This window comes from Haladaptatus sp. DYSN1, assembly GCF_029489995.1.
GTDB lineage: Archaea > Halobacteriota > Halobacteria > Halobacteriales > Halococcaceae > QDMS2.
Window position 1 is genome coordinate 2,150,703 of sequence record NZ_CP120470.1, and the last position, 11,969, is coordinate 2,162,671.

Below are 11,969 nucleotides of genomic sequence, written 5' to 3' on the forward strand. Positions count from 1 at the left end.
TTTGCCCCGGCGTCCGCATGAGAGATATGAGCATGGAGATTCTGCTGACGAACGACGACGGCATCGACAGCACGGGGTTTCGCGTGCTGTACGATGCGCTCTCGACGGTCGGGAACGTGACGGCCGTCGCTCCGAAGGAAGACCAGAGTGCGGTCGGGCGAAAGATGTCCCGAGAGGTCCGCGTCCACGAACACGAACTGGGGTACGCCATCGAGGGAACGCCGGCCGACTGCGTCGTGGCGGGCGTCCAGTCGCTCGGCCCTGACCCCGACCTCGTCGTCGCGGGCATCAATCGCGGAGCGAACCTCGGGGAGTACGTTCTCGGACGTTCTGGAACCGTGAGTGCCGCCGTCGAAGCCGCCTTCTTCGGCATTCCCGCCATCGCCGTCTCGCTGTACATTCCCGGTGGCTGGGAGGAGTTCAAGAAACACCGCGAGTCGGCCGACGCCTACCGCGAGGCCGTCCGCGCGACCGAATACCTCGCAGACCACGCCATCAACGCCGGCGTGTTCGAGCAAGCCGATTATCTCAACGTGAACGCGCCGATGCCCGGTGACGACCCCGCCGAAATGGAAATCACCCGGCCCTCTCACGTCTACCAGATGGACGCAGAACAGAACGGCAAAACCGTCACCCTCCACGACCGCATCTGGGACAAGATGGCCGCAGGCGACATCCCCGACCCGCGGGGAAGCGACCGCCGTGCCGTCGTCGAGGGGCGCATCAGCGTCTCGCCGCTCACCGCCCCGCATACGACAGAACACCACGAGGCGCTGACGGCACTCGCCGAAACTTACCAGTAGACCGTCGGGAACTCGACAGTGGATGGGCGCTCCGCCGTGTGGTGAATTCGCGCCCCCGCCGATTCACGAGACGCGAAGAAACCTGCGTCCGTCGTGGCAATCGTCATCCGCAGGGTGTCGCCGGGTTCGAAGGTCCGCTGGAAGGCGACGAGTTCGAGGTCGATTTCTGTCGGTTCCAGTCCCTCGACGCGAACCGGCGTCACCTGATTGTTAATGAGCGTTTCTTCGCCGTCGCGGACGTGTTTCACTCGAACGAAGAGGCGTGTCTCGGGGCCAAGTGGCTCGATGGTGAGCCGTGCTGTCGGCGCGCCGAAAATCTCCTGTGCCTGCTCGATAGGGAAATCGAAATCGACCGCCGTGCCAGCCGTGTCCTCGTTCTCGGGGACGAAGTGGCTCGTCGCGGTCGGAATGACGCTGTTCAGAACGACCGTCGAATCGCCGTCGCTCGTGTCTCGGAATCGGCGCGTCTGGGTTTCTGCGTCGGGTTTCGGCACGTCTTCGGCCTCGCGCCACTCGCCTGTCTGGACCTCGTAGTACGTCACGGGAGCGAGCTTCGCGTCCGCCGCGCGTGCCGTCTGGTCGGCCTGTGCCGGGGCTTTCAGGAAGGCGTCGAGCCACGACAGCGCCATCGCGTCGAGTCGCTGCTGTTGGTCCTCCCCGGCGGCGTCCGTGGCGGTGTGGCCACCCTCGAAGAAGACGAGTCGCGTCGGCACATCGTTCGATTCGAGCGCCTGGGCCGTCCAGAGGGCTGCGTTCGGGACGAACAGCGTGTCGGGCCATCCCTGGAGGAATAGCGCCGGTGTGTCGAGTTGGTCGAGTTTAACTGCGGGCGAGCGAACACCGAGGTAGGCCTCTCCGGATTCGTCGATTTCGTTGGTCGCCGCCGCTTTCGTGTTGATTTCGTGGAGTTTCGGCGGGAGGCCGTACTCCGCGTCGTCCTCGTCGGGAAGGCCATCGCCGGAGGTGAGACCGCGCGACCCACCCACGCCAGCAGCGTAGAGCAGTGCTGCCCAGCCGACTTTGACGACCTCGTTGGGTTCGAGCGCGTAGCGCAGGTCGTGCCACGCCCATCGCGGAACGATGGCGTCGAGACGGTCGTCCGCGGCCGCGACGTTGAGCTGGATGCCGCCACCGTAGGAGAGGCCGTCCATGCCGACTCGCGGGTTGTCCGGCTCACCTTCGACAGTCTGGACCGCGTCGTGGGCGGCCAGCCACGAGACGAGCGTCGATGCGTCCTCGACCTCCTTCGGGCCGTCGACGCCCACTTCGCCGCCCGATTCGCCGAAGCCCCGCGAGTCGTAGGTCAGGACCACGTAGCCATTGCTCGCGTAGTTCTCCGCCCAGCGACGGACGTAGGCGGCGTTTCTATCCGCGCCCCAGCCGTGAGTGATGAGGATGGCCGGGTGTGGTCCCTCGGCTGTTGGTTCGTACAGGCTCGCCGCGATGGTCGTACCGTCGAACGATTCGATGTCGACGCGCTGGGTGCGGGTGAAGGCGTCGCTCTCGGTCGTCTCGGTCGCCGTGACGCTCGTCGCACTCGCCCCAATTGCGGCGCTCGCCGCGAGGCCGCGAAGGAGCGTGCGCCGTGTCACGGCCCGGCGCTCGTCGTCTTGGTGTGGGTCTCGGTTGGGCAACATATCGTTCTGCATGGCTCACCCACGGCGGATAAACTAACTGGCAGGACTGTCCAAAAAAGGGAGCCGGCTACTCGGTCGGCAGTTCGACGCCAATTTGGCGGAGGAGCGTGGTCATGCTCGCGCTGTCTTTGGCCTCGACGACTTTCCCGTCCTCGATTCTACGGAATGAAAAGCCATCTACCTCGACCGGATTTTCAGTCGGTTTGAATCCCCGGAACTGCCCGGTGTGCGTCGCCCGCATCGTCCACCAGAGGAACACCACGTCGTCCTCGGCTGCCATCGCGTTCGTCGTGAACGTTGCGTTGGGGAACCCCTCGTCCCACTCGCGGTGTATCGCTTTAATGTCCTCTCGGGTCGCGAGCTTCTGTGGCTCGCCCATCCGGCGCGTGCCGATTTTCACGTCTGGCGCGTAGAGGTCGTCGATGACCTCCAGGTTGTCTTCAGTCCACACCTCCCTGACCTCGCGGTTCACGAGGTCCTTGTTCGCGTTGGATACGTCTGCTGTTGCCATGGTTTCACCACCGCCCGTCGTACGAGCGACCGTCACCACTTCCTTCGTTGGGACGGAAGAAGACTGTTGAGCAACACGCTCGGTGTGGTGACTGTCACCCGGACGAGCATTTCCACTCTCCACTCGGACCGCTCACCTAACTCGACGGAATCGTCACACCAATCTGGTCGAGGAGCGTGACCATGCTTGCTGAGTCAGTTGATACGGTGATTTTCCCGTCCTGAATACGACGGAAGCCAAAGCCATCTATCGAGACGGCGTTTCCGGTGGGTGCATAGCCACGAAACTGCCCCGTATGCGTTGCCTCCATCGTCCAGTAAAACATGACGGCGTCTCCCTCGGCGAGAAGTTCGTGTATCTCGAACGTTGCATCGGGGAATCCATCCATCCACTCACGGTGGTGTTCCCTAATGTCGTCACGCGAGGCGAGTGTTTCTTCGTCACCCATCCGACGAGTTCCGATGACGACGTCAGGTGCGAACAACGCCGCGATGCTCTCGTCGTTTACCTCCGCCCACACTTCGCGCACCTCGCGCTGGACCAACCGTTTGTTCGCCGCATGAACGTCTGTCGTCGCCATTTTGCCACCTACCCCCCGCTACTCACTGAGCGCGAGTGGTAGCGACTACTTCGACGGCAGCTTAGATTATCGTTGAGCAACACACCGTGATTCAGGACTGTTCGCTCCGGCAGCCGGTTAACACCCGTTCGAGTAGGTGAGTTCGGTGAACTCCTCTCGAATCGTGAGTCGAAGCTTGGTGCAGTCGGTCAGCACGTTCGAAGCCACGTCGAACGTCTCCGTCGGGAACTCGTTGACCGTGTAGCGAACGACGTACTCTCCGGGCGAGGCGGGGAGCGCGTCGCTCACGACGACCTGCGGCGGCTGTTCGTCGCCCGTTTTCGCCGGGACGGCGAACTCGTTCGAGTACACCGACGAACCCGCATCGACGACCGAGAGGGAAATCGAGACGCGAGAGGACCTCTCGTTTGCGAGTTCGATGCGGGCGAGTTTCGCGGCGTCCGTGGTTCCGACACACCCGGCGAGGAACAACAGACTGGAGGAGAGCGTGAGTACTCGCCGTCTGTTCATACAGAAAATCAGTCGTGAAGATTGATAAATCTACGTGGCCCCTTCCCCCAGCAGGCCCGGCTATCGGGCGGTGGGACTCGGGACAGGGGCGGCAGATTCGGAGCCTGTCCAGCCCGCAATCAACAGCACCGCCCCGCCGAGTAGCGTGAGATACAGTCCGACCGCGGGGACGAGCGTGGCATTAGCAGCCAACAGGGAGTTGCCGAGGAGGTACCTGAGCGCGAGAAACAGCGTCAGTACCCCCGAGTGAATCGCGAGTATGGACCGGACAGTGGGGTGGGCATCGAACAAGAGCAAGCAGAGCACCACGCCGGCCGGGAGCAGGATGTAGAGGTCCACCGCGTCGAACCCGATCGCCAGCCCGTTGCTAACGAGGAAGGGCAGTTCGGCCGATGCGGGGAGGTGCGGGTTCACCTGCGCCCACGGCAGGTTCGCGCCGACGAGGAGCAGGAGGCCGCCACTAGCGCACAGCAGCAGTTCACGACCGATACGAATGTTCATAGTCAAGAAGGGTTGGAAGAAACCATAAACGAGTCGTAAGGACAAAATTCGACTTGAGCTATGCAGTCGCCCGGGACACCGGTTAGCGGGGCGCACTGGGCCACGAGAGGCTTTGCACTGGCGCGTCGTCTCTACGGATGGTGCATGTAGATGGACCGGATTACCGTCAGAAGACAGGAGGACATCGCAGAAACAGAGAGCACACCAGGTGTCTTCAGAGCCAGCACGTTCGACGCTGCGGACACGCTCATGGTGCAGTCACGGGTCGCCGCCGGCGCGGCAACCGGGTGGCACCACAACGGCGATAGACACGTCTACGCTTACGTCGTCTCGGGGACGGCGACGCTCGAATACGGCCCAGGCGGACACGAATCGGTCGAAATGGCGGCCGGTGACTTCGTCTACGTTCCCCCGCAGACGATTCGACGGGTGGTAAACGGGACGCGAGAAGACTGGGTCGCTGTCATCTGCTTCGTCGGGTCCGGCCCCCCTGCAATCAACGTGGACGGCCCGGCGAGCGAACCGAGAGGAGAAAGCTGATACCAGCCTGTCGTGATGCGACAAACATGACCGAACAGGATGCAATCGAGCAGGTGGATGCTCCTGCCACCGTCTCGTCTCTCGCTGCCGATTTTCGCGACCTCGGTCTCTCCGCCGGCGACACCGTCATCGTCCACTCGTCGCTAAGCTCGCTCGGCTGGGTCTGTGGTGACGCCCCCGCCGTCGTCGACGCCCTGATGGACGTTCTCACGGAGACGGGAACGCTCGTGATGCCGAGTTTCACCTCCCAATACTCGAATCCCGAGTTCTGGTCGCAACCGCCGGTTCCCGACGACTGGGTCGAGGTTATCAAAGACCTGCGACCGGCCTACAGACCGGAGAGTACCCCGACTCGGGGCATGGGCGCGATAGGGGAGTGCTTCCGGAACTACGCGGGGGTCGTCCGAAGCCAGCACCCGATAACTTCATTCGCTGCGTGGGGTACTGGCGCTGCGGACCTCGTCGCGGACCACGAACTCGCCTACGGCCTCGGCGAAGGGTCGCCGCTCGCCAAACTCTACGACAGGGACGCGAAGGTACTGCTGCTCGGCGTCGGTCACGCGAACAACACGTCGATACACCTCGCCGAGTACCGCGCCGACCTTGACCAGGAGGTGCTCACCGAGCGCGTCCCTGTGGAACGCGACGGCGAGCGCGTGTTCGTCGAATTCGAGGACATCGAAACCGACACCGACGACTTCGAGGAGGTCGGCGCAGCATTCGAGCGCGAACACGGAATCACAGAAGGCACGGTCGGCGCAGCGACAGTAAAACTCGTCGACCAGCCGGCGCTCGTTGACTTCGCCGTCGAGTGGTTCGAGACGAATCGGTAGTCGGACAGCACGTCGCCTCCGCGAAGGGTTATGCTGTTAGCTCTCCAACAGTACGGAGACCCCGATGCGCCCGTTTCGACAGTTGTTCTCCACGCAGTCTGCGCCAGCCACGTCCCAGACATCGTCGTCGAACGCGGTAGACCCGACGTTCCGACAGTGGGTGTTGCTGTATGGAAATCGGCGGTGGATTGCGTTTTTCATCTCCGCGATGATTCTCCTCTTGCTCCTCGTCATCGGAACGATTTTTGAATTTGAAATGGAGCGACTGGTCACAGAAACCAGAGCCGTCCAGGCGCTGTTCAACACGCTGCTCGGCGGCGTGATTCTGTTCGTCTCGGTGGTGCTCTCCATCAACACGGCCGCGCTCTCACAGGAGTTCGGCACACTCCAGGTCAAGCAGGCCCAAATCGTCGATTCAATCGAGTTTCAGATGGAACTCGAAGAAATCGCCCAACTGGGGGTCAGTCCGGCCGGTATCGGCCCGTTTTTCGCATTCATCCTGCGGGCGCTTCGGCGCGAAACCGACCAACTCAAACGCGGCGCGACCGACGTTTCGGACGCAGACCAGCGCGACTCGTTGCTCTCGCTCGTCGAAAACGTGGAGGCAGAGCTCTCGAAAATCGAAAATCGCCTCCGGGCTGACAATCGACGCCTGTCCACCGTCCTGCTCGCGGGACTCGATTACGACTACGCGAGCCACATCAACGCCGCGCGACGCCTCCAGGCCGAGTTGAGCAGCGCCCTCCCCGAGCGAAAGCTCAAATCGCTCAACAACCTCTCTGAGGTGCTCGTGCTGTTCGCCTCCGGGCGCGAATACTTCACGACGCTCTATTTCAAGCGCGAACTGCGAAACCTGTCGAACGACCTCCTCATCCTCGCGCTACCAGTCATCGTCTTCACTGCCTACGTGCTCCTCGCCATCGATGCGGGCCTATTCCCGCGATTTACCGTCCTCAGCATCGAGCGTCGTTTTCTCTACATCGCCATCGCCTTCGTCGTCGCGCTGTCGCCGTACGTCCTGCTCAGTTCCTACATGCTCCGCATCGTCACCGTCTCGAAGCACTCGCTCGAATCGACCGGCTTTACGCTCGAAGACGAGGATTTGAGATTGCGGCCGTAATCGGATTGTTCCGGTGACGAGAGCGCAGCGTGATGGGACCGCTGAGGCGAATCGAACCTGAACCACGAAACCTAACTACCCAGTCGCGAATCTGGTCACATATGTGCGAGACGGTCGTGGAACTACTGGAGAGCAACGAAAAGCACGTAGAGACCTTCAAATCCCGGTTCGACGACGTTCAGGACAGCCAACACCCGGGCGTCGTCACCGTCTGCTGTTCGGACTCCCGCGTCCTGCAAGACCACATCTGGGGGAACGACGAGCCAGGCCAAATCTTCACCGTCGGGAACATCGGCAACCGAGTGGTTCAGCAAACCGCCGTGGGCGAGGAAGTCTCCGGCGACGTGCTCTACCCCGTCGAACACACCGGGACGAAGACAATCGTCGTCATTGGTCACTCTGGCTGTGGAGCAGTTACAGCCACCTACGACGAACTCACCGACGGCCTCTCTGAGCCGCCGGGAATCGAACACTGTATCGACCTCCTGAAACCGCACCTCGAACCGGCCCTGGACCTGCTCCCGGACGACGTAGACCGAAACGGAGCCATCAATCGGCTCGTCGAGTACAACGTCGATTGGCAGGTCGAGTTCTTAAAAGAGAGCGGCGACATTCCCGACGACGTAGACGTTATCGGCGTCGTCTACGACTTCATGGACGTGTACGGAGGGCCGCGAGGCAAGGTGTACGTCGTCAACGTGAACGGGAACCGCAGCGCAGAAGGCCTTCGTGAGGAACATCCAGAACTCGGCGAGTGGGTCGCCCGCGTCTGGGAGTACTGAACGACTCGAAAGCGACGGGTGGTCTCTCCTGCCACTTTATCTGTCAACCCATCGATTGATATCCCATGGCACAGGGTGTCGGCACAGTTCTCAGAAGACAGATTCGCGGCGTCGTTGGTGCCCTCATCGTCAGCGTGGAGTTGCTGTTCACGACGGAGATGTGGGTCCAGGGGTCGCACCTCCCGACCGCGTGGTTGCTCGTGTACGCCGTCGTCGGGCTCGCCGTCGTCATCGCCATCCGGGAGTCCATCGGGTCGCGGAAGGGAGACGAGACCCCGCTGACCGTCGCCACCGTCGTGACCGACTTCACCGAACTGTTGCTCCAGAGCTTTCTCACTGCCTACGCGGTCCTGTTGTTGTTCGGCATCATCGAACTGAGCGACCCGCCGGTTCTCATCGCCCGGCTCGGGCTCTTTTTCGTCGTCCCCCTCGGCTTCGGCGCGGCACTCGCAGACGAGTTGCTGTACGAAGCAGAAACCGAGCCATCCCCCGACCGCCCGTTCTACCGACACCTCGGCGTGTTCGCCGTCGGCGCACTGTTCGTTGGGCTGACCCTCGCGCCGACCGACGAAATGGCGCTCATGGCCGCCCACGCGAACTGGACGCGACTGGCACTCGTCCTCGTCCTGAGCCTCGTCGTCGCCTACCTCGTTCTCTACGAACTCGAATTCCGCGGCCAGCGCACCCGGTCGTTCGAAAAGACGCTCGCAGACCAGGTGGGTCACGCGTTCGTCTCCTACACAGTCGGTGTCGTCGTCGCCGTCGCGCTACTCGCTGCCTTCGGACAGTTCAGGGCGGCCCCGCTCGCGGTCTGGGTTCAGTTGGCCATCGTACTCGGCTTCCCGGCGACGATTGGCGCGAGCGGGGCGCGGGTGGTACTCGGATGAGCGAGCGTGAGGGCGACCTCGATTCCCTGCCCGAACGGGTGCTCATCGTGGTGAGTACGGCGTTCACCATCGCGCTGTTCGTCTTCGTCGTCTGGCAGGGAGTGGCGACGCCGACGTTCGCCGCACCGACCGCCGCGGTAGGCAACGTGACGCCCCTCCCGAACGGCGACCTCCGGGTGGCCGTAATACTCGAAAATCAGCAGAACGTCGGCCTCTCGTCGGTGACGGTCGCCGTCGAGTGTGACACCCCGCCGCCGGAACTCACCTTCGAGAACGTCCCCGCCGACGACAGGCGGCTTGGCTACGTCGTGTGCCCGGCCGGGACTAAGAACGCGACCGCGACCGTCTCGTCGTGGATCGAAGTATGACTGGGTGGTTCGCTACGAAGTCGAAGCTGACTCCGGCGCGACGAGCGCCACCCGCACCCAATCGCGCCCGGCGCTAATCAGAACGACATCAAGCTCGTGTCGCGCTGCAATCTCGCGGATGTTTGCTGGCGCGTATTCGGGTTCGGTTGGAATCGATGCGACGCCGGGAAGGGCATCCCAGAGTCGCAATCGGAGTGACAAGTTCTCTCGCTTGAGAGGCCCCTGCCGGTCGATTTTACCAACCAACCACTCCCCTGAAAGCCCAGGAACAGCGGTTTTGCCGGAATCGAATTCAAAGTCCTCGTAGTCGACGGCAGCCAGGTCACGCTCTACGTGGGACCAGTCGGGCATCGTCGAAGCCTTCGCGTGGAGTGATGATAACGTTCCGTGCGAGCAAATGCGCGTTCCCGCGTCTCGCGCCGAGGTACCGTGTTCGCGCTCCCACTGGCATTGCAGATGGTATTCACGTCGTCATCTCAAACCACAACGTCGTTCAGAGAGGTCGTTTGAGTCGAAGCGACGTGCGGTCACTCGCCTCGCCGTAGGAATTTCGCGCACCCACGACCTCGAAGCCGTGTTTCTGATAGAACGAAATCCCAATCTCGTTGTCGGGGACCGTAGACACCCATTGCTCAGTCGCACCTCGTTCGCGTTGCTGTCTCGTCATCGTTTCCAGCAATCGAGAACCGATTCCCTGCCGCTTCTTCGCCGGGTCAACGTACAATACGAACACTTCACCGACGGTCGGGGCAGTGAGACCACCGCCACCCGCGCCGACGACCGCCCCCATCTTCGAGTGCGACGAGCCATCCGTCCCAGTCCTCTGGCGAGCGGACCTCTCGTGCGACGCGCTCGGGAGTGTAGAACTCCTCGATAGTCGCCTCGATTTCCCTCTCGGGAAGGATACCAGTGTACGTCGCACGCCAGCCGTCGGCGCAGACGCGGCAGATACCATCGACGTGTCGTCGTTCCGCCGCCAGGACTGTTACACCCATGCTTCTTTTTTCTCGTACTACGGCAAAATGACACTGGCGACGCCGTTTCGGCTACCGATTCTCGCGCTGGTGGACCTTGTTCAACTCGATGAGCAACCGGAAGATGGCCTTCACGAGGTTCGCGTCCACCTCGAATCGCTCTGCGTTCTTCCCGGCGCGTTCCATCACCTTGTCCTCCTGTTCCTCGTCGGTCGTCGGCAGGTCGAGTTCCTCCTTGACCTGCGCAATCGTGTCCGCGACGTAGGTCCGCCGGGCGATGAGTTCGACCAGTTCGCGGTCGATTTCCTGTATCTCCTCGCGGTGTTCGTCGAGCGTCACTTCAGTCGCGCGCCGTGATTCTGTGTCGTCGTTAGCCATGTGTGTCCGTCGTTAGTGCTCCAGATGTCTTCGAGTTGTTCCAGTGCGTCTCGGTCGCCGACCGCCGTAAAACTCGGCCCCGTTCCCGAGAGTGAGACGCCCTTCGAGAGGGGCATCGCCTCGACGAGCGGGTCGGTGGGAAAGTCGAGGGCCGCACAGAAGGCGAGGCCGTTTACCGTCATCGCCCGTTCGTAATCCCCAGCGAGCGCGAGGTCGGCGACGAGGTCGGCCATCGGGGCGACTTGCTTGCAGCGAGCCACGTCCGCGTCCGCGCTGAACGATTGCTCGTCGGGCGTCCAGACCAGCACGTCCCAGTCGACTTCCTCGCGGTGGAGGAGTTCGTCAGCCGTGTTGTCCGTGACCGTCGCGCCGCCGAGCATGCTCGCGCTCGCGTCGTCGAACGCGCCGGTGACGGCGACGCCGGTCTCGCGGGCGGCGGTGACGCCGATACGTGCGGCGTCCTCACGGTCGAGTTCTGCGTCGAGGGCGGAGAGGGTTGCGAGCACCGTGGCGTTGGCCGCGGCGCTCGAACTCTTCAGGCCGGAGGCCATCGGCACATCGCTTTCGGTGCGGACATGCCCGCCCTGCCCGTCGCCGAAGCGTTCGGTGACGAGTTCGACGCAACGTTCGACGAGGCGAGTGTCCGCGTCCGGCGCGTTCGCGATCTCGCCGGTCACGCCGGGGTCGTCGCTCAGCGTAACGTGCGCGGTGGTGTAGCGGTCGATGGCGAACGCCGCGCCCGTGCCGGTGGCGAGCGCGTTGAGGATGGTTCCTGCGGCGGGTGCCTGTGCCGTGCCCTCCATGGTACAGGTTCTCCTCCCCGACGGGCCTACTTACACGTGGCGGTTGGTGCGGATTTAGCCGACGGACAACGCCGGGTTTTTCCCGGCGACGGGCGAACACTGGGTATGAGCCTGCGAAACGACATCTCGCCCGAGACGCTCGGCATCGAACTCACCGAGGGCGGCGTCGTGGTCCACTACACGGACGGCAGAGAGGTGTTCTACAACGGGGTTCCCGCGAAGGTCGAAGGGACGGTCAAGACCGCTCCCGCGAAAGACGTCCACATTCTCGTCACCGACCCCACCGAGACGGAGGGCGTCATCGTCTACGTCAACGACCGCAACACGGCGGACGAAATTCTCGAATCGACGGGCGTCGGCCGCGTCCTGCTCGACGAAAACGAGGAAACGTCTATCTTCCCCGGCGTGACGATTCGCGATGCGGGTGGCTATCGCGTCGAAGTCGAGGCGGACCCGGAGACGGTCCGTGGCCGCGTGTTCGTCTTCGAAGAGGACGATATGGGCGAACGCTCGTTCGAAATCGTCTCTCCACCCGCCGACGCGTAGCTACATGATGTAGTCTGCGTCCTCACCCTCGCAGTTTTTCTCGTGCTGACGCGCGTCTTCTTCGACGTCGAACATGAGCCCGCAGCTATCACACTGATACCAGGTCATGCCATCGCGTTCAGTCGTAGAGACCATAGGTAACAACTGGCGTGGGGCGGTAAATTCGTTTCTCCGAGCGAACCGTAAAGAGTGCGGG

At 62.6% G+C, this 11,969-nt stretch carries 19 protein-coding genes; 8 read left to right on the forward strand and 11 right to left on the reverse strand.

Translation table 11 applies throughout. The features are described from left to right. Positions 1-32: 32 nt before the first annotated feature. A complete protein-coding gene (gene surE, locus P0648_RS11470) occupies positions 33-803 on the forward strand; it encodes a 5'/3'-nucleotidase SurE (protein WP_276248471.1) in 771 nt (256 codons plus the stop codon). Here the strand turns inward: surE and P0648_RS11475 are convergent. From P0648_RS11475 to P0648_RS11495, 5 genes are all read right to left on the reverse strand, one after another. Beyond that, positions 794-2,440, reverse strand: coding sequence for a CocE/NonD family hydrolase (locus P0648_RS11475; protein WP_276247117.1), 1,647 nt, complete (start codon positions 2,438-2,440; stop codon positions 794-796). The genes surE and P0648_RS11475 overlap by 10 nt on opposite strands. Positions 2,441-2,507: 67 nt before the next feature. Further along, on the reverse strand, positions 2,508-2,951 hold the full coding sequence (locus P0648_RS11480) for an ester cyclase (protein ID WP_276247116.1): 444 nt from the start codon (positions 2,949-2,951) through the stop codon (positions 2,508-2,510). Between the two features lie 136 nt (positions 2,952-3,087). Continuing rightward, complete coding sequence (locus P0648_RS11485) at positions 3,088-3,531, reverse strand: ester cyclase (RefSeq protein WP_277504050.1); 444 nt, start codon at positions 3,529-3,531, stop codon at positions 3,088-3,090. Positions 3,532-3,648: 117 nt separating this feature from the next. After that, a complete protein-coding gene (locus P0648_RS11490) occupies positions 3,649-4,041 on the reverse strand; it encodes a hypothetical protein (protein ID WP_277504051.1) in 393 nt (130 codons plus the stop codon). A gap of 60 nt (positions 4,042-4,101) precedes the next feature. Then, positions 4,102-4,542: a hypothetical protein gene (locus P0648_RS11495; RefSeq protein WP_276247113.1), complete on the reverse strand. Its 441-nt coding sequence runs from the start codon at positions 4,540-4,542 to the stop codon at positions 4,102-4,104. A 150-nt stretch (positions 4,543-4,692) separates the two neighbouring features. Between P0648_RS11495 and P0648_RS11500 the strand changes: the two genes are divergently transcribed. From P0648_RS11500 to P0648_RS11525, 6 genes are all read left to right on the forward strand, one after another. After that, entirely contained in the window at positions 4,693-5,082 is a 390-nt protein-coding gene (locus tag P0648_RS11500) for a cupin domain-containing protein (protein WP_276247112.1), read from the forward strand. A 26-nt stretch (positions 5,083-5,108) separates the two neighbouring features. Further along, positions 5,109-5,915, forward strand: coding sequence for an aminoglycoside N(3)-acetyltransferase (locus P0648_RS11505; RefSeq protein ID WP_276247111.1), 807 nt, complete (start codon positions 5,109-5,111; stop codon positions 5,913-5,915). 64 nt (positions 5,916-5,979) lie between these two features. Then, positions 5,980-7,035 carry a hypothetical protein gene (locus P0648_RS11510; protein ID WP_276247110.1) on the forward strand — a complete coding sequence of 352 codons (1,056 nt, stop codon included), beginning with the start codon at positions 5,980-5,982 and terminating at the stop codon, positions 7,033-7,035. Between the two features lie 101 nt (positions 7,036-7,136). After that, a complete protein-coding gene (locus tag P0648_RS11515; RefSeq protein WP_277504052.1) occupies positions 7,137-7,817 on the forward strand; it encodes a carbonic anhydrase in 681 nt (226 codons plus the stop codon). 65 nt (positions 7,818-7,882) lie between these two features. Next, on the forward strand, positions 7,883-8,704 hold the full coding sequence (locus P0648_RS11520) for a DUF2391 family protein (RefSeq protein WP_276247108.1): 822 nt from the start codon (positions 7,883-7,885) through the stop codon (positions 8,702-8,704). Then, entirely contained in the window at positions 8,701-9,072 is a 372-nt protein-coding gene (locus P0648_RS11525; RefSeq protein ID WP_276247107.1) for a hypothetical protein, read from the forward strand. The genes P0648_RS11520 and P0648_RS11525 overlap by 4 nt, the downstream gene beginning before the upstream one ends. 12 nt (positions 9,073-9,084) lie before the next feature. Here P0648_RS11525 and P0648_RS11530 read toward each other — a convergent pair whose 3' ends face one another. From P0648_RS11530 to P0648_RS11550, 5 genes are all read right to left on the reverse strand, one after another. Further along, positions 9,085-9,423 carry a hypothetical protein gene (locus P0648_RS11530; protein WP_276247106.1) on the reverse strand — a complete coding sequence of 113 codons (339 nt, stop codon included), beginning with the start codon at positions 9,421-9,423 and terminating at the stop codon, positions 9,085-9,087. A gap of 142 nt (positions 9,424-9,565) precedes the next feature. Continuing rightward, entirely contained in the window at positions 9,566-9,862 is a 297-nt protein-coding gene (locus tag P0648_RS11535) for an N-acetyltransferase (RefSeq protein ID WP_276247105.1), read from the reverse strand. Next, on the reverse strand, positions 9,807-10,067 hold the full coding sequence (locus tag P0648_RS11540) for a hypothetical protein (RefSeq protein WP_276247104.1): 261 nt from the start codon (positions 10,065-10,067) through the stop codon (positions 9,807-9,809). The genes P0648_RS11535 and P0648_RS11540 overlap by 56 nt, the downstream gene beginning before the upstream one ends. A 51-nt stretch (positions 10,068-10,118) precedes the next feature. Continuing rightward, positions 10,119-10,424 (reverse strand): chorismate mutase, encoded by a 306-nt coding sequence (locus tag P0648_RS11545; protein ID WP_276247103.1) that lies wholly within the window; start codon positions 10,422-10,424, stop codon positions 10,119-10,121. Next, positions 10,382-11,227, reverse strand: a complete 846-nt coding sequence (locus P0648_RS11550; protein ID WP_276247102.1) for a shikimate kinase — start codon at positions 11,225-11,227, stop codon at positions 10,382-10,384. Before P0648_RS11550 ends, P0648_RS11545 begins: the two co-directional genes overlap by 43 nt. A 105-nt stretch (positions 11,228-11,332) precedes the next feature. On the opposite strand from P0648_RS11550, the gene P0648_RS11555 reads away from it, so the two are divergent. Beyond that, entirely contained in the window at positions 11,333-11,773 is a 441-nt protein-coding gene (locus tag P0648_RS11555) for a DUF5796 family protein (protein ID WP_276247101.1), read from the forward strand. On the opposite strand, the gene P0648_RS11560 is transcribed toward P0648_RS11555, so the two are convergent. Beyond that, entirely contained in the window at positions 11,774-11,908 is a 135-nt protein-coding gene (locus P0648_RS11560) for a hypothetical protein (protein ID WP_276247100.1), read from the reverse strand. Between the last annotated feature and the right edge of the window lie 61 nt (positions 11,909-11,969).

What these genes read in the sequence shown, in the direction of transcription:
- surE (WP_276248471.1), top strand. Translation starts at nt 33, where the DNA reads ATGGAGATTCTGCTGACGAACGACGACGGCATCGACAGCACGGGGTTT.
- P0648_RS11475 (WP_276247117.1), bottom strand. Translation starts at nt 2,440, where the DNA reads ATGTTGCCCAACCGAGACCCACACCAAGACGACGAGCGCCGGGCCGTG.
- P0648_RS11480 (WP_276247116.1), bottom strand. Translation starts at nt 2,951, where the DNA reads ATGGCAACAGCAGACGTATCCAACGCGAACAAGGACCTCGTGAACCGC.
- P0648_RS11485 (WP_277504050.1), bottom strand. Translation starts at nt 3,531, where the DNA reads ATGGCGACGACAGACGTTCATGCGGCGAACAAACGGTTGGTCCAGCGC.
- P0648_RS11490 (WP_277504051.1), bottom strand. Translation starts at nt 4,041, where the DNA reads ATGAACAGACGGCGAGTACTCACGCTCTCCTCCAGTCTGTTGTTCCTC.
- P0648_RS11495 (WP_276247113.1), bottom strand. Translation starts at nt 4,542, where the DNA reads ATGAACATTCGTATCGGTCGTGAACTGCTGCTGTGCGCTAGTGGCGGC.
- P0648_RS11500 (WP_276247112.1), top strand. Translation starts at nt 4,693, where the DNA reads ATGGACCGGATTACCGTCAGAAGACAGGAGGACATCGCAGAAACAGAG.
- P0648_RS11505 (WP_276247111.1), top strand. Translation starts at nt 5,109, where the DNA reads ATGACCGAACAGGATGCAATCGAGCAGGTGGATGCTCCTGCCACCGTC.
- P0648_RS11510 (WP_276247110.1), top strand. Translation starts at nt 5,980, where the DNA reads ATGCGCCCGTTTCGACAGTTGTTCTCCACGCAGTCTGCGCCAGCCACG.
- P0648_RS11515 (WP_277504052.1), top strand. Translation starts at nt 7,137, where the DNA reads ATGTGCGAGACGGTCGTGGAACTACTGGAGAGCAACGAAAAGCACGTA.
- P0648_RS11520 (WP_276247108.1), top strand. Translation starts at nt 7,883, where the DNA reads ATGGCACAGGGTGTCGGCACAGTTCTCAGAAGACAGATTCGCGGCGTC.
- P0648_RS11525 (WP_276247107.1), top strand. Translation starts at nt 8,701, where the DNA reads ATGAGCGAGCGTGAGGGCGACCTCGATTCCCTGCCCGAACGGGTGCTC.
- P0648_RS11530 (WP_276247106.1), bottom strand. Translation starts at nt 9,423, where the DNA reads ATGCCCGACTGGTCCCACGTAGAGCGTGACCTGGCTGCCGTCGACTAC.
- P0648_RS11535 (WP_276247105.1), bottom strand. Translation starts at nt 9,862, where the DNA reads ATGGGGGCGGTCGTCGGCGCGGGTGGCGGTGGTCTCACTGCCCCGACC.
- P0648_RS11540 (WP_276247104.1), bottom strand. Translation starts at nt 10,067, where the DNA reads ATGGGTGTAACAGTCCTGGCGGCGGAACGACGACACGTCGATGGTATC.
- P0648_RS11545 (WP_276247103.1), bottom strand. Translation starts at nt 10,424, where the DNA reads ATGGCTAACGACGACACAGAATCACGGCGCGCGACTGAAGTGACGCTC.
- P0648_RS11550 (WP_276247102.1), bottom strand. Translation starts at nt 11,227, where the DNA reads ATGGAGGGCACGGCACAGGCACCCGCCGCAGGAACCATCCTCAACGCG.
- P0648_RS11555 (WP_276247101.1), top strand. Translation starts at nt 11,333, where the DNA reads ATGAGCCTGCGAAACGACATCTCGCCCGAGACGCTCGGCATCGAACTC.
- P0648_RS11560 (WP_276247100.1), bottom strand. Translation starts at nt 11,908, where the DNA reads ATGGTCTCTACGACTGAACGCGATGGCATGACCTGGTATCAGTGTGAT.